We start from the raw sequence: 20,681 nt of genomic DNA, 5'->3' as shown, positions 1-20,681 counted from the left end.
CGAACTTCCGTTCACCGCCGAAGTTGGAGAACTTCGTCCCGTGGCCTTAGGAGGACGCCAATGATTAGTCAGGACAGAGCAGAAGGCCGCCAGGTGCTGGTCGTCGAAGATGAAATGACGATCGTGCTGGTGATAGAAGACGCCCTGCTGGGCATGGGTGCGCAGGTGGTCGGACCTGCATCTCGCCTTGACGCAGCCATCCGGTTGGCGAAGGAGGCGCCGATCGATGCCGCGATCCTCGACGTCAACATCCGGGGCGGCAACTCGTACGAAGTCGCAGACATCCTCGCTAGCCGCGATATCCCGTTTCTCCTCTGCAGTGGCTACAGTGACTGGGCGATTGAAGAACGGCATCGCGACCGGCCGCGCCTGACGAAGCCCTACAGTTCGAACGAACTCAAAGCGCAGTTGCTGCAGTTATTGAAATCGCCGGCCAACGGCTAGAGCATTGAACCGCACGAGGTGAACGGGCCATGGGAAAAATCATTGCAATCGGCGGGTCAGCAGGATCGATCCAGGTGATCCGGCAGATATGCAAGGAGTTGCCACAGAGCCTGCAGGCGTCGGTCTTGATCGCAGTCCATGTCGGAGCGGGCAATCGGGACCTGCTCGCCGCGATACTGGACAGTGGAGGCACACTTCCGGCATCCACTGCGGTGGCCGGTGAGCCCATAGACGAAGGGCATATCTACGTGGCGCCCGCAGACCACCATCTTGTGATGGACGGGGGGGTTCTTCGCCTGGGCCGCGGACCGCGCGAGAACATGGCGCGGCCCGCGATCGATCCGCTGTTCCGATCCGTAGGGATCAGCGCCGGACCCGAAGCCATTGGAGTTCTGCTTTCCGGCATGCTCAACGACGGGGCTTCCGGGTTGGCGGACCTGAAACGTTGTGGCGGATTAACCGTTGTTCAAAACCCCCGCGACGCCGTAGAGAGCGAGATGCCACAAACGGCGTTGCTGGCGAGTGACGTTGACTACCGTGCTCCCGCCAAGGATCTGGCTGCGCTTTTGATCCGCCTTGTGCTGGAAGGCGCGGGCCCGACCGTTGCGGCACCGTCCAGCGTTGCGCTTGAGGTGGCGATCGCCATGGGGCGGCCGTCTAACTCTCCAACGATCGCAGAAATCGCCGATCCCGTCCCTTTGAGTTGTCCCGGATGCGGGGGGACATTATCGCAGATCAGGCGCACGCCGCTGCGATTCCGCTGTCAGGTGGGGCACGGATATACCGCCGAGGCACTCGCCCACGAACAGGAAGGTTCAGTTGACGAGGCAGTGCGCATCGCTCTTAGGGTGATGGGCGAGCGCATCGTTCTGATGGAAAAGATGATACGAGAGGCGTTGCAAGCCGGCAGAACCGCCGCCGCTGCGACGTTCGAGGAACGTGCTCAGGAGTATAAGCGTTCCGCCGACGTCCTTATGGATGCCGCACTCAAGAGCTTGTCGGCAGGCAGCTAGTGACAACCTGCTGCGGAGGAAGAACGAACATGGGCGAAGAAAATTTATACCCAGGGAAGCGCATTCTTGTTGTGGAAGACGACTATTTCATCGCTCAGCAGCTGGTAGACTGGCTCGAACGAACCGGTGCGATAATCGTCGGCCCGGCCCCTAACTTAGACCGGGCTTTGGCATTCGCCTCCGGTGATACACACATCGACGCCGCCATACTTGACATCAATCTGAACGGTGACATGGCGTTTCCCGTGGCGGACCTACTCTTCTCCCGAGGCGTTCCGTTCGTCTTCGCGACGGGCTATGACGATAAGGATATTCCAGCCCGATACGAATCTGTGCCGCGTCTTTCAAAGCCAGTCGAACACCGAGATCTGCAGGATGCATTGTTCCGGCGTTAAGGCGATCCGCTAATCGCTATGCGTGCCAACATGGTGGGATGTGCGGGATGGCCGGCAAGCTTACCGAGTTTCACGTAGGCGAACCCCGTCCATTCCTCCCGGTTGACCCATAAAAGCCCGACAACGTGTTCGGCCTGTTCTTCTTGCGAACGTCTCAGCCGCCGCGCTGACCCGTATTGGCTAAATGTTCGATACCGTACAATCCCAACTAACGACTGGATTTGCAACCTTTTAGAACTAGACTGATTTCTGATTGCAGCATCGCCGTCTCGATTAGTGGCGAGCGGAGGTAGGATTATGGAAGAGATTGTCAAAAAAAGAAGCGCAAGCGAGGGTTCTGAGCCCGAGGCAATTTTGGAATCGAAGCGGTTAGCCGAGGCAGTCATCACCGCGAAGCGTACTGCGGATCGTCGCAAATCTGAGGCACTAAGGGCACTACGCTTATCGCGTGAAGGAGTGCCAACCACTCCGTGTCAATGATCGAAGATTGGTCGACATTGCAAAAAGCACCTCGCTGCTCACTCGTTGACTGCCTATGATCCTGCCCCGGAACGCGGTTGCATCTGTAATGATCGGAAATGATCCATGGCTACACATTCAATTCTCATCTTGGAAAACGAGGCTCTGATAGCCCTCGACTTGGAAACCACCATTAAGGATGCAGGTTTCCATGACGTCACGGTAGTCACTTCCTGTGCAGACTGCTTCGAATATCTTGAACGCCGCACCCCTTCCTTGGCCCTCCTTGACCTTTATCTAAACGATGGAGACTGTACTGAAGTCGCACACGTTTTGGCGTTCCGCAATGTGCCCTTCATCGTATGTACCGGCAGTGCGCGGTCTGAAGCTGGAGAGGTGTTCAAGGGACGCCCATGGCTCGCCAAGCCTTGGACACCGGACGATGCGCTGGATGCAATCAATAAGGCTTTGGTTGTGAATGCCAGCGGATCAACTCCGCCCGTCACATCAGCTGTGCAGCACGTCTTTTAGACTAATGCTGAAGAGCGCTACCCATCCTCGTCGCACACTTCAAAGATTTGCCCGTCTAGAGAGAAGCGCATCGACGATCTCTGAGATAGCATATACCGCGCAGCGTCCTTGGCTTGTAACCGAGCCGACTCTTGATCGAGCAAATGGACACCTACCGTGCCTTCAGCCAGGGGATTTCCGCATCTGAGATTGTAGTAAAATATAGGCATGTGACGCCCAGCTGGTCTCAGCTGTGCAAGAGATCCCGGAATGCCAGTCTAAAGAACATAAAGCCTTCTTCGTCGGTGACTTCGAAAGTTTGGTCACCGACTTGTAGGCCGAAAGAAATCTGTTCAGCTAGAATTTCCCGGGCAGCAATAATTGCCTCACTTCGTGCACTGTCCACATCGGGCAGTTCGACGCCATCAGTGTCTTCTTCGAACGTGTCGCCATCGCGTAGATGAAAGTAGAACTTTGGCATGCGCCGCTCCCCGCTGTTTAACGCGAAACGCGGGCACGAGCGTTGTTCCGACAGCCCCCATATGGGGCTGCGAACACGATTGATTGTGGAACGCTGTATCACACTCTGCGATACATTTCTATTGCCTAATATACTTTAGAGGGGATTATAGCGCAATGTGCTGCAAGGCCTTTCCAAAGTAGCATCGGGCTAAGCTTCGCAGCACCAATACCATCGGCGCCTCACCGGAGGTTAATCGGCGCAAAGAGCCGCACCTTTTGTCGACGGCGTTCACAGCGGCCTCGATTAGAAAGTTTCCAGGAAAAGGGGCCGCGGGCTGGGAACATCGTCTGCATCATTCCGATGCCGAGTGCGCTGATAGCGGCTCGACGGTTCAGAATATCATTGGTAAAATCCGTCCTCCTGCCAGGCTTGGTGCCGAGCTTTTGGTAGCCATTGCTTTGGCTGCCGTCGCGGTTATGCCGCAGTTCCGGGTGGCCGACTTAACAAAGTTCCATAAATATGCTTATCTGATTTTTGCTAAAATATTGATAAATTTAATAAATAGTTTCAGAACCGTTCCCTTCTCCTGTTTCCAAAAACACTGTCGCGGAGTCAAGGTTGGCAGTGAAGTCGCCCGCATTAAATGGTTCCATGCGTTGGTTTTAATCGCTCGCTCCACCCTGCCTATCGCGGTCATTTTGCTGTGCTATCGGTCTACGTTCGCTTTCTAGCGACGTGATCCGCACGCGAATGTTGTTCCGCTTCGAGAGCGGAACTCGGGGCAATTCAGGGCGAGTCATAGTTTACATCCCCAATCCCAACCCCTTGTTGAGACTGCGCTTCAGTTCGTACCGACGCGACAGCTCCGCCCGCTGCGCCCGATCGGCAATGCGGGCGACATCCTTGATCCGATCAAGCTTGGCGATGACCTCTGGCGCAAACCGCAGGTTTTCCGTCTTCAGGTCGCGCGGATCAGCGCTGCCGAACCGCTGTTCCAGCGCCTGCGCGACTTGTCTCGCCTCATCGAGGGCCTGTTTCCCTTCCGGCGTGCCGGATATCTTCTCAAGGAATTTCGGCACTTCCGACTGGGACATTCCGTCGAACTGCTTCAAGATGGCCTCGCTGCGTGGCGTCAACCCCGGGACCTCGATCACATCCCGCTTTTCGCGGTTCCACGTCTCGGACTGGCGCTCTGCCTCCAGCCGACGCTCCCAGGTCCGACCGGCCGATGCAACGTGATTGCTGAGCGCCTTGGCATAATGGCGAGCCGCCTTGCGCTCCTTGTTCTCACCCAGGAAGCCCGACTTGCCGCGCAACTCCCCAAACTGATCCGGACGCTCGGCAAGCGATTTCGCCAGCGCCTGCCCATCCATGCCCTTGTCGACGATCGTTGTGCTGAGCGAGGCGGCAACACGGTCCGGATCCGCATAAACGTTGCGACCAACGGAACGCACTGCTCGAATGGCCCGCTCAAAGTCCGGCCTGGCCTTCTCGCGGGCCACATCCTCGATGCCGCGCGAATGTTTCGTCAGCGCCGGCACAAGCGGCTCGACCTTTTCCGCCGTGCCCTCGATATCCTGCCCGGTCCGCTGCGCCTCAACGCTGGCTCGAGCCTGAGGATCGGCCTGCGAGCGAACGAGCTCATCCTTAGCGCTGTAGTGAGCCGCAGGCCAATCCTCAGCCCGACCAGGCGAGAGGCCAACGGCAACTTCGCTGCGAGCGCCAAACCCTTCCGCAAGACCTCGCCGCTCGGCAAAGGCGCGGGTGTAATCGAGCGTGGTTTCCTTCGCGCCCGTTCGGCCCATGCTGGCGCTGAGCGTTTTCATATCCTTGAGTTCATCTCGGCCGGCATAGACCTGCACACTGTCACGATGACGCGTCATCGCCACATAGGTCAGGTGCCGATCCATGGTGCCCGACGCCATGACAAAGGCGCGATCGACCGTCGCCCCTTGGGATTTATGAATGGTCGTTGCATAGCCGTGGTCAAAGGCTTGGTAATTATTCACCGGTATGGAGATGGAACGGGCATTGTTCTGCCCTGCGCCGTCGAGACGTATTTGTAGTGCGCCCAGTTCGACTGCCTCAACCGTTCCCAGCATGCCGTTTTTCACACCAAGGTCGCGATTGTTTTCCAACAGGACTATCCGGTCGCCTGGCGCGAACGACCGCTTGCCGTCATTGGTCTGGAATGTGCGCTCTCCACCCTCTTCGCCGCGCCCCAGCCGATGGCTGTCCTGAAGCGATGCGCGAATGTCGGCATTGATCGCCCGGACATCGACGCGGCGATGCGCCAGCGCAATCCGCGATCCAGATGAGCGCGCCTCCAGATCGGAGAGATAATCGCGGACCAAACCGGCTCGCGCCTCGTCCCTATTGTCGGCGAAGTTCACAGCACCACGATCGGCATAAGCCGCGAGCCCCTCACCCGTCCGGTGCGTGGCAAACGCAATCGACGCCTCCCGCTGCCAGCCCTCGCTCTGCCGACGGATTTCGGAAAGCTCGACCGCACCCACACGCTCGGCAATCGCCCGGAACGGAGATCCCGCCCCGATCGCCTGAAGCTGCTCATGATCGCCGACCAGAACCAGCTTGGCGCCCCGCGCCTCGGTCTCCATCACGAACCGGGCCAACTGTCGGCTTCCCACCATACCCGCCTCATCGATGACGAGAACGTCGCCCTTGCCGAGTTGTCCCCTCCCCGACTGCCAGCCATACTCCCAGGAGGCCAATGTGCGCGAAGCAATGCCTGAGGACTCTTCAAGCCCCTCCGCTGCCTTGCCAGCCAAAGCGGCACCCTGAACCCGATACCCCTGCCGCTCCCAGGCATCGCGCGCGGCGGCAAGCATGGTGGATTTGCCAGCGCCGGCAAAGCCGATTACCGCCGCCACTTGCTCCGGCCCGGTGATATGCTTAACGGCCATACGCTGCTCCTGGCTTAAGCCGGATCGCTCGATCACCCGCTCCCGATCGACGAGGAGCATTTCACCGTGTTCAACTTTTCCAGAAAGTGATGCTGTGGTTCTTGCCCTGATCGCATCGTCCTGTAGGCTCAATGCCTGATCGACATGATGTCGATTAACGCCATGGCTGGAGGACTGTGCCAGTCGCTCAGCACTCGCGGCCATGGCGTGCTCAATCTCAAGCATTTCCCGGGTCGAGTATCGCGCCAGTTCACCGTTCTGCTCCGGCTGAAGTTCGACCAATGCCGATGACGCCATGACCGCCGCAAAGGCATTTTGGAAACCCTGGCTATCGTCGATGTAACGATGCAGCGCCCGCGCCACATCGTGCCGGTCGAACACGCTCTTTTCGTCGGTGAGGATCGACAGAACCTGCTCCGGCTTTTCCCGGATGAGCGCGGCATTGCGGCGTGCCGCTTTCTCGTCGATCCGCGACCTTGAGACGTCCAACCCACGCCGGTCCATCTGCGAGGCAAAGACACCCATGTGTTCAGTCGGCTCGATCTCAAGCCCGCGCTCCAAGTGCGAGCGATGATCGATCCGGACATCAAGACCTGCCCGCGCCAAATGGCGGTTGGCGTGGTTTTCCCAGGCCTGACGGATATAGCGAAGCTGCATATGCGAAGTCGGCTGATCGTGGTTCAGCAGCCACTTGTTCTCGCGTTCGATCAGCGTCTTTTCGCCAAGACCGTCAGGACCAACTGTCCGTGTTGTCATCAGCACGTGGGCATGGAAGTTGCGGACATCGCCCTCTGTGTGTGGCTGATGAATGGCGAAGTCCACTGCTGCGCCATAGCGGTTGGCCAGCTCACGGGCAAAGTCCCGTGTCAGCGAAAGCCGCTGCTCTGCACTCAGCTCATGCGGAAGCCCGATTTCGAACTCGCGGGCCACCCGCGCATCCTTGCGTTTTTCCGCATGCTCGACAGCATTCCAAAGGCAAGAGCGATCAAGTGCCCAATCCGCCTGCACACCTTCCGGAAGAATGATCTCGTCATGCTCGACACCCTTCTTGCGGGTAAAGTCGTGCACCAGACCGTCGCGCTCATTCAGCATCATCGTCGAAGTCCGATAGGCGGCAGCCGCCACGGCGCTACGGCCGCCGCTGCGGGCTATCGGCTTCATGCTGCAATGATAAATTGCCAAATGCCATTCTCCGAATTGCAAATGAGGATATCAAGCGCTGAGTTGCCCTGCAACTCGTAAGTGCGCCCTTGTAACTTCACTCGCTTCGCTCCCTCCGTCGGGATTATGCAAGACGCAACAACACCAATACATATTTAGGGTTGTTCCAGACGACACGATATGTAGTCTCGTTGCACCATCGGGAGAAGCAAATGGCAACAGACAATTCCGGAACACTGGCCTTGCTGATCGACGGCGACAACGCTTCGCCAAAGATAGTCGTTGGTCTGATGGCCGAGATCGCCAACTACGGGACGGCCAGTGTCAAACGCATCTATGGCGACTGGACCGGGCCCAACCTCAAGGGTTGGAAGGAATGCCTGCTCGAACATTCGATTCAGCCCATTCAGCAGTTCGCTTACACGACCGGAAAGAACGCCACAGACGGCGCGATGATCATCGACGCCATGGACCTGCTTTACACCGGCCGCTTCTCCGGTTTCTGCATCGTCTCCAGCGACAGCGATTTTGCGCGGCTTGCAGCCCGCATCCGTGAACAGGCCGTCACGGTCTATGGGTTTGGGGAGCGCAAAACCCCTCGTCCTTTCATTACGGCTTGCGACAAGTTCGTCTATTTCGACGTGCTCAATGCGCCGGCCGAAGAGATCGAAGAGGCAGCGGCCCCTGCCCCCCAAAAGCCAGCTGAGGCCAAGCCTGCCGTCGCCAAAGCGGCGCCCAGAAAGGCGGGTCTCGACAAGGCGGCTCGGGACATGCTGACCAAAGCTGTAATCGCCACCGCCGAGGAAGACGGCCGAGCCAATCTGGCTCAGGTGGGCGGGCACCTGGCAAAGCAAGCGCCCGACTTTGATGCACGCAACTATGGCTTCCCGAGGCTGAGCGATCTCGTCAAAGCCTCGGGCATCGTCGATGTCGAGCGAGCAGCCGACAACACAAAAACAATCCTCGTTCGCCTCAAGAAGACCTCGGCCGGCAATACGAAATAAAGGGATGAAGATGCCGCGCAAAACGATCGAACAGCGCATCTCCGAACTGGAAGAACGCAAGAAGATGCTCAAGGCACGGCTGGGAAAACAGGAGCGCGCCCAGGACACCAGGCGCAAGGTTCTGCTCGGCGCGCTGGTACTGTATCGGCTAGAGAATTCCAACGATGCCGATTCCACCCGCCGCCTCGGCGACTGGCTGCGCGCGGAGCTGCCCGGATTCCTCACGCGTGATGGCGACACGGCCTTGTTCGACGAAATCCTCCTGCCGGGGTCATCGCCTGAAGGGTCTAGCCATGGAAATCCGGAATGACGGTTTCCCGTTTTCTGAAGTCGGTCGTTAAGGCTCCGTTCCTCGCTTTCGGATGCGCTGTTGTCGGCGTGCTATTTTCGGCGCTGTTGCTGTTGGCCAACCTTCTCATCCATCTGATCGGTGGCTTTGAGTACGGGCAGATCAGCCAGCTTGTCCATGCCATAGCCACATATCTGCCGCTGGTGTTCGGTGTGGGAGGTTTCTTCTCGGCATTCATGTCGGACGTTCCGATTTCTTCCGTGTTCGGCTCCGCCCGCTGGGCAATGGGTAAGGAACTGCAAAAACTCTCCGCAACAGATGACGGCCTGCTGATCGGGCGTGATCCAGAGACCGACAAGCTGCTACGCTATGACGGACCGGCGCATCTTTTGACCATGGCGCCGACACGAACCGGCAAGGGCGTCGGCACCATCATTCCCAATCTGCTCACTGTCAATCGCTCGGTGATCTGCATCGATCCAAAGGGAGAGAATGCCCGAGTCACGGGTCGTGCGCGAGAACAATTCGGCCCGGTTCATATCCTCGATCCATTCGGCGTCACGGGCAAACATTCCTCGGCATTCAATCCCCTCGACATGCTCGATCCCGATGGCCTCGATGTGGCGGAGGATGCCAACACGTTGGCCGATGCCCTCGTGTTCGACGAGCCGGGCACGAGTGGCGATGCGCACTGGAATGAGGAGGCAAAGGCGCTCATTGCGGGGCTGATCCTCAAGATTGCCGTGGCCGAATCCCCGGGGCGCCGGCATCTCGGAACGCTGCGCGAGTATCTGACACTTGCGCCTGAGCGGTTTTCCGTTCTGCTAGCCCGAATGCAGGACATGGACGAGGCTAACGGGCTGATCGCACGCGCCGCCAATCGTCATCTTGGCAAGTCCGATCGGGAGGCGGCCGGCGTTCTGTCGGCCGCGCAACGCCACACCCATTTCCTCGACAGTCCGCGTATAACCGCCGTGCTCGGCCGATCGGATTTCCGCTTTGCCGATCTCAAGCGCCACAACGTGACGGTGTTTCTGGTGCTGCCGCCCGATCGGCTTTCGACCTATTCCAGATGGCTGCGGCTGCTGATCACCCAGAGCCTCACCGACATGGCGCGCGAGCCCGCCTCCCCTGCCCGGCCAATCCTTTGCCTGCTCGATGAGTTCGCTGCGCTCGGCCATCTGGCTCCGGTCGAACGCGCCATGGGCCTGATGGCCGGTTATGGCGTACAGCTCTGGCCGATCCTCCAGGATACCCATCAACTGCGCGCCACCTATGGACAGCGTGCCGGCACCTTCCAGTCGAACGCCGCCGTCCTTCAGGTGTTCGGTGTCAACGATATCGATACGGCCGAACTCATTGCCCGCTCGATCGGCAAGACCGATGCGCAGTACGTCACCAGGTCCTGGAGCGAGGGTAAAAACTCCTCTTCCGAACACATCTCGGCCCGCGATCTTATCAACGCGGACGAAATCATGCGACTACCCGAAGACAGGATGATCCTCTTGAGACAGGGGCAACGGCCGGCGTGGGTCCGCAAGCTCCGATATTATGCCGATCCGGAATTCAAAGGGGCTTTCGATCCAGCATGAACGACGAGACCGAACATCTATCGAAAACGCTGCCTTCACCCTCAATGTCATCATCGAAAGCGATGTGGAGAAACGGCAGCGTATAACGTTGGCCTATCAGGAAACCGAGCTGCTCGTCGCAACGATCCCGTTGGACGATGGCGACGCCCGCCCCCGCATTGAGCCTGCTTCAAGCGCGTTGATAGATACAAAGCGGCTGGAGACGTTGCCTGCACCGGATGGATGCTGAAAGCCGTTGAGGAACGCATCGATTAGCCAAATCTACCGGGGTGGAGAAAGCTGCGAAAGGTCATCGACCAGGCGAGCAAGCTTTTACCCCTGGAGGCCCCTACCCGTCCCTGAGACGCCGCAGGGCGGGAGCGGGCACTCTGCTTCAAGCCCTCTCCATTGGACTAATCTTTTGGTTTGGAGAAGCGGACCCCAACGCCACCGCCATTTTCCGGGATGAATTCTAGGCCCGCGTCTTCGAAGGCAGCTTGGATGACCTCCACGGTTGAATCCCGAAGCCGCTCGCCGCGTTCTAATCTGGCGATTGTATCGGGCGATACGCCAGCATTTTTAGCCAAGTCTCGGGTGCCCCAGCCGAGCGCCACCCGCGCCATCTTACACTGGATCGGCGTCATTTCGTAACACTGATACGATTAGTTGTTGAAATGTGATGCATTGGCAGATATCGTATCCATGTTACGAATTTAACTTTCCGGACCGTTGTCGGTATCGCCTACCACACGCGGCCTAACCAAAATCAAACTGTTGGGAGCTCGGATCATGGCTGATTCTGAGAATAGCAGAACTCTGTCCGCAATTACTCGTAGAAATCATGATTCGAAGACATGGGCGGCAGAAAATCTGCCGCCCATCATTGATCGGCGAAATCTTCTCCCCGTTGCCGCACGTCTGCTCAGTGCACGTGTCATAGAAGCTGATGGTCAGCGAAGGGCGCCTGGTCCAACGCCTGTAAGAGAATTGTGGCCCCAATGGTACGCACTCTATCAGCGCCGAATGCGGGCTTATCATTTCAGAAAAAAGCTTGAAGCGAAGATGTTGAACAATTCCGCCGGTTTGTCGGTGGCGCTGCAAATTGAGGGAGCCGATCGGCCGGTTATCGTTCATTCCTTTGCCGACATCCAACGACTGTCCTTCCAACTGGACGCCGAACAGATCACCCAGGCACGCGCCGAACTTCGGCAACGTCGAAGATCATGGAAAAATGCCGACCGACGGTTGGGGTACAGTGCCGCTGTTGCGCTAGAGCAAGACATTGCCGAAGAGGCGGGGATAACAGGTCGTGTTATGGGGCTTATAAAGCCGTCTTCCCTGATCGAAGTTACCGCGAAGCTCCATTGCCTGATCGTCACGCAAGATCCCGCCCTGAAACTCAAAACGACCCCTTGGCCGGAACTCCGGGCCATGTTGAAAGATCTCATCCTCATGGAGCTGACAGGATGCTCAGCAACGTCACCGAACCGAATCTGAATAAGGTTCCAGCACATTTCAGGGCTCGCTATCGGCCCTCTAACCGAAATCTAGTTGCAAGGAGCTCGGATCATGACTGATTCTGAGAGTGACAGAATTTTGCCGGCAGTAACCCGCAGAAAAATGCTTTTTGCCACAACGGCCTATCTGAGCGCCCTAGCCCCCGGTGCATCCCACCCCTCCAGCGATCAAGAAAGCATCGCCCCAGGAAACGTGTTGGCACTTTGGCGCGCTTGGTACGACGCGCATGAAGAAGGAAAGAGGCTGTGCCACCAGCAACAGAGACTGGAAACGGAAGTCCTGAAATCCGCCGGCGGTTTTCCAGTCCTACAGCTGGAGATACCGGGCGAAGACAAACCCGTCGTCGTCCGCACCTGCCAGGAAATCGACAGCTGGTTACCGGGGGACGCAATGCCGGAAGCACGGAAGACGGCGAAATCCGAATTGGCGGCCAGGATCAAGAAATGGAACGCTGCTGATGAGCAGTTCGGCTATAGCAGGACCCGTCATGCGGAAACCCAAATCGCGGGCATTGAAGAAGCTTCGGCAAACTCCCTTTGGGAGGCGCCCGCTCTTACAACCTCGGACATCATTGCCAAACTTCATTCGATCATTGAAACAGAGGACCCCGGCTCTCACTTCAAGGAAAGGCCATGGCCGCAATTGCGGATAATCCTTGCCGACCTCGTCCGCATTGAACATCCCGCATGACGAATATGGGCTAGTGATATACAAGACAGACAGCGCATCATCTGCTTTGCGCCCTTCCCGTCCCCGTCGTAGCACATGCAGATTTCCTAGACCTTGGTGACGGTACGGATTAGTGCCGCAACGAAGTAACAGTACGCTCCTTAGGCGTAGGCCCGCTCAGGCTCTGCTAAATGGTAAGGTTCAACCAAGCGGTCGGAAGGGATGCCCCACTCTTTGTGGAGTCTATGGATCATATCGACGGTGAGGGCTCGCTTCTTGTTAAGCACCTCGGAGGCGCGCGGGGTCGAACCAAAAAGTTTCGCCAGATCGCTCTGTTTTCGACCGAGCATTGCCATGTGGGCCTTCAGGAACTCAATGGGCTCCGGCGCGTCGATGGGGTAGTGCTCATCTTCGTAAGCTTCAATTAGGACGGAGAGAACGTCAAAGCGATCGGCTTCCGCAGTTCCCAGATCTGGCTCATTGACAAAATACTGTTCGACCTCGGCAATGGCCCATGCGAGGTCGTCATCGTTTCGGATGGCTCTAATGTTTTCCATTACACTGTCTCCGGATCAATCGCGTCATAAGCGGCATGGGTGCCTATGAACTTGATAAGAACACGCTTGAAACGGTAGGAAACATGAACAATGAGGCGGTATTTGTTGCCGGAAATGTCGAAGATGAGGCGATTATCACTCACAAAATCGACATTGGAACCAAACATCGCCTTAACATCTGATGGCCCTACCCAATCAGCACCGTTGACTGTCGCATACCAGATTTTCAAAGGCGTTTCGGCTTGGTCATGAACCTCCCAAAACTTCTTCAATGTGGACTTCGCGACAACCTGCATGGCTTTATATATTCCCAATATGGGAATAAATCAACATGAAGTTGATCTATTCATCAGATGAACAGGGTGTTTCAAGGCCGTCCGAGAAGTACGGCGACGAAACCGCATGCGAGCACGATCACCATCCCGAAAGCGATGCTTTGAAGGATGCTCATCCGCTTTGCGCGCTTCCCGTCCCAGTCGTAGCTCATGCAGGTTTCCTAGACCGAAATAGTTAAAACCCAGTCGCCACCTTACCGAAAGGGGGAGCATCTCCCTAACAGGACGCCGACGACAGCGCTGTAGACTAACCCGCCTTTGAGACGGCCGAACTATTCGCACGCAACAACGCCATCAACATCGGGCCAAGCGAGAATTCACCGTCCTCCGCTCGTCGGGTCAGATCACGCAGATATCCACCGGCCGAGTTGATCTGCCCTCCCCTTTCCAGGATACAGGCCATCGCCGCTGCTGCATTCTCCGGCCCCATGATTTCGCAGGCGTTCTGGTACGCCGACGGACTAACGCCAAGCATCGACCGCACAACGACGGCCGCCGCCATCAGGTCGCGCCAGTTCCCTACTGATCCGCCTGGTCCATACATCGCGATCTCGGGGCACGCCCTCAACACCATTCCAAGCGGGAAAGCTTTTATCAGCTGACCTGCGGGTCTGATGGCTTGGCTCGGTTTTGCACCTTGCTTCGTTTCGGAGCTAGGTTCAGATTCATGGATGGAATCGGTATTTGAATTCTGTATGTGGCGTTCAATTTGAACAGCATTGCTGTCTGGTTTTTCTGAATTTACCTGCATTTCCAGCAGATTGACAATTTCGTCGCGCAGCATCTCCATTTCTTCAGTAATTGGTTCCAGATCACCAATTATCGGCGTGCGCGGGAGCCTTGCGAGAAGGCCGATGAAATGTTGTTCGATCGTTCCCCAATCACCCGACGCTCCCTCCTCCATGGCGGCAGAGATCAGCTTGCGAACATCACGGCGGCAAATCGACAGACGTTCCTTGGCAAGGCGAAACGCCTTGCGATCGGCAGCTACCTGCTGCGCCATGTGGGCGAGTTCGGCCGCTCGGGCAAGCATCGGCGCCAGGCTGAAGCCGAAAGCGTCTTCGACCGTGCCGGACTTGTCCTTGTGGGCGTAGCGCTTGCCGTTAGGGCTGTCCTTGCGGATGATCAGACCGGCATCCACGAGTGCAGCCAGGTGCCGACGCAGGGTGGAGCCGGTGATGCCGTGAGCACGCACTGTCAGCTGATTGTTCGAGGGGAACACGACCAAGCCCCTCTCCTCGCCCAACTGCTGGTCGGGATAGAACGACAAAAGCGCATTGAGCACAGACAGTGCTCGGTCCGTCACACCGAGTACAGCTCGAGCCTCACAGGCGTCGCGAAACACTTTCCACTTATCGGCCGATCGACCGGACTTTGCTTCAGCTGTTGCCAGTTGGCCCTTTACCAAGGCAAGCGTCATCGGCCGCCGCCCGAAGGGCGTCGTCACACTTCCAATCTGCATTTTCTTCACCTTCTAAAAGGCAAAAGAAATCTGCTCACCAAAACGATGCCAAAGACTCTTGACTGTGATTCGGGGAAATGCGATTCTCATTCTTGCTTAGGGAATACGAGAAGGGCTTCCACGACTTGGTCGTTTGGGGGCCTTTTTCTTTTTGCCGTCTACTCTCCTTGTTGATCCAACTTCTTCCGGTATGCCTGGTACAGGTCGCCCAGGTTATCAGCGATGAAATCACCAAAGCCCACCGCATCGCTTGCTTTCAGGGCAAACGTGTATGTCTTGCCGTCCGCCTTGATATCGGCTGACACGGCTTTGTCGTCCGAAGACCACTTATGGGTTCTCATTGCTTTCGGACGAGCCTGCTTCCCGACACTCTTCCCGAAAGTTAGCAGGGCGTTGAAACGGTCGTCGCCGCCCTTTGCTTTGAAGTCGGCTGTCTCGATGAAGTCCAGTACCTTATCGAGTGTCGATGGCCGTTCCAACAGGCTCTTCAGTTCGTACCACCGATCCCGGCCGATGCCCTTGGCAGCACCTACGGCGTCAAGCACCAGTTTGGGAATGGTAGAGACGGCCAGCATCTTCGACAGGGTTGCTCGGTCGACAGACAGGGCGGAAAGCACAATCGCGTTGTCGCCATCGAACTGACGGCGGGCAATCTCGGCTGCGAACATTGCCTTCTCGATGAAGGACAGGTTTGCCCGTACGGAGTTCTCTTGGCCCTGCGCGACGAGGTGATCGCTGTCCTTAAGGTCTTTGACGACTGTACGGACTTTCCGCTCGAGCACCTTGGCCACCCGAAGGCGTCGATGCCCGAATACCACCATGTATCGCCCCGTGGCAGACGGATGCGGCCTGACAAGGATGGGAGTGTCCTGCCCGCGATCTCGGATTGCTGAAAGGAGCTCATCGAAATCAGCTTTGTCGTCTTCGAGGCGGTCCCGAACGAACGAGCCGTCGATAATCGCGGGATCGAGTTCAACAACGGTCTCCCCTTCGAGAAAGCGATCTGCTTGCGCAGCCATCTCATCCAAGGAATGGATGAGCGACTTCGAGGCACCCTTGTTCGTGTATTCGAGGATAGCCTTGGAGTTATCCGGCGCTTCCTCGCTCATGACGTTCATGAATGGGTTCTTCCGAGCCATTTCGTTATCCTCGAATCGCCAAGTGGTTGATTCTGCAGAATGCCTTCCAGGTTTTGACGGCGGTCAACATGATCACATTCTCCCCCATGCTCGATGGATGAGCCCCTGAATTTCAAAATTGACAGCATCCATGCACTCTATGGCGCGGTCGTAGGTTCCTCGGGTGAAGTTAGAACGATCCAGCTCGTAGAGGCTGCGCTTTGTCAATCCGGCGTCGGAGATCGCAGTCGTCTTCACCATGGGCGTCTTCAAGATTTCCTCGGCAAGCATCGACTGCATGAAGCCGAGCATTTGAACCTGGGGGACGTCTTGCGGCTCGAAACGGGTGATTAGGTAGCGTAGCCAATCAAGTCTCACATCAGCACCAGCCGCCTTGATAGTTTTCGTGATGTTGCCGAGCATGAGCAAGAACTGGCTCATCGACATCAAATCCAGCATCTGTGGGTGGACGGTGATCAAAACCGATGTCGATGCGGTGAGGGCAGTCAACGACAAATAGCCAAGCTGCGGCGGGCAATCGATGATCACTACATCGTAGCGGTCATCGACATCCAAGAGGGCTTTGCCAAGTCTAGTGAAAAACCGCTTGCCCTCGCTGCCAGCCTGCATCGCGAGCGGGGTGTCGTATTCGTACTCTTGAAGCTCGAGGTTGGCCGGGATGATGTCGAGGCCGGGGAAATTGGTCGGCAGAATGACATCCGCAATTGGGCTCCGCTCGTCGTAGCGGATCGTATCGTAGAGCGATGGGTTCTGGTCGAGTTCCGGTTGGAAACCGTGAAGGGCCGAAAGCGACGCCTGAGGATCGAGGTCGATGGCGAGAACGCGGTGGCCCGTGAGCGCCAGGTGCTGGGCGAGGTGCGCGGCACTCGTCGTTTTACCACTGCCACCCTTGAAGTTCACGACGGCGATGACTTGGAGCTTGTCGCCCGGCTTGCGCTGCGGGACATATTTCTTCGCTTCGCTCTTTCCGGTTTCTGCGAGGTATTGGCGCAGCTCCAACATCTGCTCCGCGGTGTAATACTTCCTATTCCCTGACATGGTAGTCGGGATTGGCCCCTTGCCGTCCAGATAAAGCCGTTTTAGATTGCTTGGCGTAACGCCGAGATAGTGGGCGACCTCCCCCACGGAAAACTGGCGTAAGGTCTTCTTCGCGCTCGGCGGAAAGTTCTCCAATCGCAGTTGGTTAAGCCTGCGGGAGATTTCTGCACCTTGCATCAATATCTTGTCGTCGAGTTCAAACGACGGAAACGGGAACGCGTTCATAAAGCCTTTGACCATTCTGTCGGTAAAATCACCGAAACCAGCGATATGCCGTCATTATGTCCGATTCTCTTATTCGGGCAAGGAAAATTGAGTTAACAAAAGGTTAATGCCCTTGAGCGGTCAAGAAAGTCCGATTCTGGTGACTTGGGAATAGGGCAGGCAGCTTTTGCACCGGAGATTGACTGCCGTCAAAATCCAGAATTCTGCAGTAACTGCAGTAAGATGGCGACATAAAAGCCACGCAACCGGTAGTCGCGATTGATGCTCAGCGGCGCTACCTCCTTCGAGCTCATCCGTTTGCCCACAGCGGATCGCCACATTCCGCGATCTCGCGGCCAAAAAGCGCCTGTAACGATCCGTGCGCATTCGGGGTATGGAACATGCAGTCATCCACCACGGACAACCTTGCGAGGGTTGTTGCGGAGATAGGTGAGGGCAAATTCTACGAAGGCGTAAAAGATGTCGGGTCCTGATCTGCCCGCAGCGGCGCCCACACGCGATCGCTTCATGTTGTGTTTTCGCCGTCCCCAGCCAAAGGCGGTCGGCCTCGTGGAGATGCGAGTGACAAGGCTTGGAGAGCTTTGGGCGCGACATGGACACCTTCATCCTGAAGCTACCTGACTGACGACGCGCGGCATTGGCGCGGGGACCCAAGAGCAAGCGAGCCGACAAGGTCCTTCGCATTAGTCCCGAATTGTCGGCCGACCCTGTAACGATCCCGCCTTGGCGACTCTCGCCGCGCCATTCGCCTTACCAAATAACCCTAACGCTGGCTTTGTCACACCTGACCCGAGGGTTGTGGCGATCTGATTGTGTCGGGCGAGAGGGGCGTTCGGTAGATTTCAGTACGAAGACATTTAAGCCAACGGTGGAAACAGCGTGGGCTGCTTCGCGTTAGTTGCTCGTAGCGGCCGCGAACCATCCCAATAGTCGATGACTAGATGATCCCCGCAGCGCCATTCGGTTTCGCCCCGGCGCTCGTTACCGAACGATCCCCACTTCTTGCAGCCGTCATGACCATCAGTGCTCAAAGTGGATGGCTATGACCCTCTCTCGGTCTAGGGATACCAGCGCACTGAGGACCTCGTCCTGGGTAAAACAATTGCCAACCATGGGCAAACCTACCTCGTATAGGCCCTGCAGAAATCCAATCAGGTTGGCCCTGACCTCGTCGGAGACGACGTCTTTCGATTTCATCGTCAACGTCACATGCCGATCGACACCACCTCGTTGAACGCGTCAAAGCTCACATGGGTGAAACGATTATGGACCGTCACGAGTGTGGCAAGAAAAACCGGCATCACGATCATAGCCCAACTGCCATGAACTTTTGTTCCCGCAAGAAACGTACTGAAGCTCCCGTATTGGCTTCGCTCGACACGGATGATCAGTCCGGCTAGTGCCCTTCAGCTGCATAGCATCCTGTTGCCGATCACCACAACTTCGTGCATATATATGAGCATTAAAGAATGTATGGCGTCGGTCCTACCGCTTTAAGATGGAGCTGGACAGAATATCGGCGCAGACGTCGTGAAGCAGTTGACGGTGTGGCGTCTGGATTCGCCGCAAAGCGAAAAGCAGCCGGCCTTGAACTTGGCGCGATCTGACTCAACCATTTTTTCCGCAGGTCGAGCATTTTGTCGGCACCAATTTACCAGAGATGAATTTTTCGTGGATCACGGTCCACAAGGAGATCATGATGGCTAAAGAACCGGACCCAGCAAAGGGCCTGAAAACCAATGCTTTGGTATCCCGGCTACTGGAAGCCGGCAGTGATAATGCTGTTGCATTCACCGGATTTGTTGCGCCGGCGACCCGGGAGGGGCACATAAGGCTGATTTTCCGGCTCAATGAGCTATCCGGTGGTATCGAGATCGCCGAAAGCGACATCGTCGCAACCGCCGACTTGCCGAAATCCAGTCTCGGCGCGGTCGCCGTTTGGGTCCGGCGAGACGCAGTCATCAGCCAGACCAGCTCTACGAGCGCACAAGGTGCGGCCTTCCCCAGGCAGAACGGAGCCATGGCGGATGTGCGGCGAGCTGGGCTTCGCATGAGAGTTAGGGCCCAGGCTCGCGATACTTGCACCTGCGAAATTATTTGCGATGGAACACACTGCGTGCCATGCACCTGCCAGTGCCTGGCGCAAGCTCAATGACCACGGCCGTGCCGACGTCATCAATCGCTACGAATGACCATGCTGAAGCTCTAGCGTTCGAAGCACCGTATCTCGTCGAGAAACTGTTAAAGGACCACGTCGTCAGTTCCTCCAAAGAGGCAGAAGCGCTCTTCCGCGAGGTAAAGCGATACCTCGTTTTGACGGCGTCCAGCCCCACAATCGCCTGGGGGATGTATTCGCTCAGGATCGATCAGATCTGGCACCAGTTTATTCTATTCACACGCCAGTACATCGAATACTGCAGGGCGAATTTCGGAAAGTACATTCAGCATGCACCGAGTACCGCACCGGCTGTAGACGGATTGCCGAAAATGGCGCCGTCGACGCTGGATATGTTCGCAGAGCGGTACGAAGAACTGTTCGGCGAGCCGCTACCTGACCTTTGGTACGACGAGAAAAACGTCACGCTGGATCGGCGCATCGTCAATTCTCGCAGCCACGCCTTCCACCTGCAGGATGACGACGACATGGTTGAACTTTTGAGCAATGAGGGTGAAGCGGTGTTCGCGGTCGACCAGACGGCCCGGTCAGCTCTGGAATTCATCGCGCATAACGGCAGCTTTTTCGTGCGCGAATTGCCGGGCGAAATCAGCGACGAGCAAAGGATTGCACTTGTCTCGACGTTGATCGAATACAAGCTCCTCAACCTGGCAAGTTGAAAGAGAAGCCGTAAATCGCGAAGTGGCGTCCTGTTTGTCCAGTCCGGGGGAGGGGAGGAGGGTCGGCAGCGCTTTGCCGGTCACGGCAGTTTTCTCAGCTTTGCCAGGCACTGCTGATAGGTCTCGAATATCCACGCCTTGCTGGCATCAAAATGGATCATCGTCTTGCGATGTTCCTCCAGGATCAATTCGGTCATGCGCAACGCCGTCGCCTCTATCGAGAGTGGCGTTGCGGTCTCCAGCACCACATCCACGGTGTCGAGATAGCTCTCCCACATCGGCCGGCCTTCGAACTGGATATTCTCCGGGTGACCATCTTTTCTGCAAAGAGCACGGGCCGCCGCTTCGCGCGGGCTCATGGGTCTCTTGGTCATATGCCTCCTTCAGCCCGCCCTTGCCGTCGGACTCGTGATCGTGGAGTTTGCCCTCTGAGTCAGCATTGGTGCCATAATAACAATGGATATTTAGTTACGAAGCCTCCTGGGAAGCTGGGCCGCGAGTTATCGGGAAAAGGGACAGGCCGGGAGCAATGCGCCTTACTTGGATGAAGTTGCGATTTCATTTCATCTCATCGGAGCTCACGCCCCCAGCGTCGAGACGGTAACGGTATCTTTACGGTTCTGCGCGACGATACCGGCAGCCTTCCCGGTCGCCAGGGCTGCGAGCGATA

The 20,681-nt window shown here is 56.9% G+C and carries 22 protein-coding genes; 12 read left to right on the top strand and 10 right to left on the bottom strand.

Annotated features, from left to right (window positions below; genetic code table 11):
• Positions 1-60 precede the first annotated feature (60 nt).
• From ACP7E6_RS28935 to ACP7E6_RS28920, 4 genes are all read left to right on the top strand, one after another.
• Positions 61-444 (top strand): response regulator, encoded by a 384-nt coding sequence (locus ACP7E6_RS28935; RefSeq protein WP_426233562.1) that lies wholly within the window; start codon positions 61-63, stop codon positions 442-444.
• A 29-nt stretch (positions 445-473) separates the two neighbouring features.
• On the top strand, positions 474-1,457 hold the full coding sequence (locus ACP7E6_RS28930; RefSeq protein WP_426233560.1) for a chemotaxis protein CheB: 984 nt from the start codon (positions 474-476) through the stop codon (positions 1,455-1,457).
• A 29-nt stretch (positions 1,458-1,486) separates the two neighbouring features.
• Positions 1,487-1,852: a response regulator gene (locus ACP7E6_RS28925; protein WP_426233558.1), complete on the top strand. Its 366-nt coding sequence runs from the start codon at positions 1,487-1,489 to the stop codon at positions 1,850-1,852.
• A 585-nt stretch (positions 1,853-2,437) separates the two neighbouring features.
• Positions 2,438-2,842, top strand: a complete 405-nt coding sequence (locus ACP7E6_RS28920; RefSeq protein WP_426233556.1) for a response regulator — start codon at positions 2,438-2,440, stop codon at positions 2,840-2,842.
• A 17-nt stretch (positions 2,843-2,859) separates the two neighbouring features.
• Here the strand turns inward: ACP7E6_RS28920 and ACP7E6_RS28915 are convergent, their stop codons facing one another.
• Together ACP7E6_RS28915 and ACP7E6_RS28910 are read right to left on the bottom strand one after the other, a co-directional pair.
• Positions 2,860-3,051, bottom strand: a complete 192-nt coding sequence (locus tag ACP7E6_RS28915; RefSeq protein WP_426233554.1) for a DUF6894 family protein — start codon at positions 3,049-3,051, stop codon at positions 2,860-2,862.
• A gap of 17 nt (positions 3,052-3,068) precedes the next feature.
• The gene (locus tag ACP7E6_RS28910) at positions 3,069-3,302 is read right to left on the bottom strand and encodes a DUF6894 family protein (protein WP_426233552.1); all 234 of its coding nucleotides are present in this window, start codon (positions 3,300-3,302) and stop codon (positions 3,069-3,071) included.
• 257 nt (positions 3,303-3,559) lie between these two features.
• Here ACP7E6_RS28910 and ACP7E6_RS28905 point away from each other — a divergent pair, with 257 nt between their 5' ends.
• Complete coding sequence (locus ACP7E6_RS28905) at positions 3,560-4,015, top strand: hypothetical protein (RefSeq protein WP_426233550.1); 456 nt, start codon at positions 3,560-3,562, stop codon at positions 4,013-4,015.
• A gap of 72 nt (positions 4,016-4,087) precedes the next feature.
• On the opposite strand, the gene traA is transcribed toward ACP7E6_RS28905, so the two are convergent.
• Complete coding sequence (gene traA / locus ACP7E6_RS28900; RefSeq protein ID WP_426233548.1) at positions 4,088-7,390, bottom strand: Ti-type conjugative transfer relaxase TraA; 3,303 nt, start codon at positions 7,388-7,390, stop codon at positions 4,088-4,090.
• Between the two features lie 191 nt (positions 7,391-7,581).
• Here traA and ACP7E6_RS28895 point away from each other — a divergent pair, with 191 nt between their 5' ends.
• From ACP7E6_RS28895 to ACP7E6_RS28885, 3 genes are read left to right on the top strand one after another with little or no spacing between them, the layout of a single operon-like run.
• Complete coding sequence (locus ACP7E6_RS28895) at positions 7,582-8,373, top strand: NYN domain-containing protein (RefSeq protein ID WP_426233546.1); 792 nt, start codon at positions 7,582-7,584, stop codon at positions 8,371-8,373.
• Between the two features lie 10 nt (positions 8,374-8,383).
• Positions 8,384-8,683, top strand: a complete 300-nt coding sequence (locus ACP7E6_RS28890) for a mobilization protein (protein ID WP_426233544.1) — start codon at positions 8,384-8,386, stop codon at positions 8,681-8,683.
• Positions 8,680-10,254 (top strand): type IV secretory system conjugative DNA transfer family protein, encoded by a 1,575-nt coding sequence (locus tag ACP7E6_RS28885; RefSeq protein WP_426233542.1) that lies wholly within the window; start codon positions 8,680-8,682, stop codon positions 10,252-10,254. Before ACP7E6_RS28890 ends, ACP7E6_RS28885 begins: the two co-directional genes overlap by 4 nt.
• 392 nt (positions 10,255-10,646) lie before the next feature.
• On the opposite strand, the gene ACP7E6_RS28880 is transcribed toward ACP7E6_RS28885, so the two are convergent.
• Positions 10,647-10,877: a helix-turn-helix domain-containing protein gene (locus ACP7E6_RS28880; protein ID WP_426233540.1), complete on the bottom strand. Its 231-nt coding sequence runs from the start codon at positions 10,875-10,877 to the stop codon at positions 10,647-10,649.
• Positions 10,878-11,022: 145 nt separating this feature from the next.
• Here ACP7E6_RS28880 and ACP7E6_RS28875 point away from each other — a divergent pair, with 145 nt between their 5' ends.
• Positions 11,023-11,730, top strand: a complete 708-nt coding sequence (locus ACP7E6_RS28875) for a hypothetical protein (protein WP_426233539.1) — start codon at positions 11,023-11,025, stop codon at positions 11,728-11,730.
• A gap of 72 nt (positions 11,731-11,802) precedes the next feature.
• Complete coding sequence (locus ACP7E6_RS28870; RefSeq protein ID WP_426233537.1) at positions 11,803-12,441, top strand: hypothetical protein; 639 nt, start codon at positions 11,803-11,805, stop codon at positions 12,439-12,441.
• 140 nt (positions 12,442-12,581) lie between these two features.
• On the opposite strand, the gene ACP7E6_RS28865 is transcribed toward ACP7E6_RS28870, so the two are convergent.
• The 5 genes from ACP7E6_RS28865 to repA form a co-directional block, all read right to left on the bottom strand.
• Positions 12,582-12,977: a helix-turn-helix domain-containing protein gene (locus ACP7E6_RS28865; protein WP_426233535.1), complete on the bottom strand. Its 396-nt coding sequence runs from the start codon at positions 12,975-12,977 to the stop codon at positions 12,582-12,584.
• A complete protein-coding gene (locus ACP7E6_RS28860; RefSeq protein WP_112849323.1) occupies positions 12,977-13,273 on the bottom strand; it encodes a type II toxin-antitoxin system HigB family toxin in 297 nt (98 codons plus the stop codon). The genes ACP7E6_RS28865 and ACP7E6_RS28860 overlap by 1 nt, the downstream gene beginning before the upstream one ends.
• Before the next feature lie 286 nt (positions 13,274-13,559).
• Complete coding sequence (gene repC, locus ACP7E6_RS28855) at positions 13,560-14,774, bottom strand: plasmid replication protein RepC (RefSeq protein ID WP_426233533.1); 1,215 nt, start codon at positions 14,772-14,774, stop codon at positions 13,560-13,562.
• A 158-nt stretch (positions 14,775-14,932) separates the two neighbouring features.
• A complete protein-coding gene (gene repB / locus ACP7E6_RS28850) occupies positions 14,933-15,913 on the bottom strand; it encodes a plasmid partitioning protein RepB (RefSeq protein WP_426233531.1) in 981 nt (326 codons plus the stop codon).
• Between the two features lie 72 nt (positions 15,914-15,985).
• Complete coding sequence (gene repA, locus ACP7E6_RS28845; protein ID WP_426233566.1) at positions 15,986-17,176, bottom strand: plasmid partitioning protein RepA; 1,191 nt, start codon at positions 17,174-17,176, stop codon at positions 15,986-15,988.
• 1,699 nt (positions 17,177-18,875) lie between these two features.
• Here repA and ACP7E6_RS28840 point away from each other — a divergent pair.
• Both ACP7E6_RS28840 and ACP7E6_RS28835 read left to right on the top strand, forming a co-directional pair.
• Positions 18,876-19,331 (top strand): hypothetical protein, encoded by a 456-nt coding sequence (locus ACP7E6_RS28840; protein WP_426233530.1) that lies wholly within the window; start codon positions 18,876-18,878, stop codon positions 19,329-19,331.
• A complete protein-coding gene (locus tag ACP7E6_RS28835; protein WP_426233528.1) occupies positions 19,328-20,011 on the top strand; it encodes a glycine-rich domain-containing protein in 684 nt (227 codons plus the stop codon). The genes ACP7E6_RS28840 and ACP7E6_RS28835 overlap by 4 nt, the downstream gene beginning before the upstream one ends.
• 80 nt (positions 20,012-20,091) lie before the next feature.
• Here ACP7E6_RS28835 and ACP7E6_RS28830 read toward each other — a convergent pair whose 3' ends face one another.
• Positions 20,092-20,385 carry a hypothetical protein gene (locus tag ACP7E6_RS28830; protein ID WP_426233526.1) on the bottom strand — a complete coding sequence of 98 codons (294 nt, stop codon included), beginning with the start codon at positions 20,383-20,385 and terminating at the stop codon, positions 20,092-20,094.
• Positions 20,386-20,681 lie beyond the last annotated feature (296 nt).

Source organism: Pararhizobium sp. DWP3-4 (genome assembly GCF_049898205.1).
Lineage (GTDB): Bacteria > Pseudomonadota > Alphaproteobacteria > Rhizobiales > Rhizobiaceae > Pararhizobium.
The sequence above is the reverse complement of the archived record's forward strand: the minus strand, read 5'-3'. Positions and strand labels throughout refer to the sequence as shown.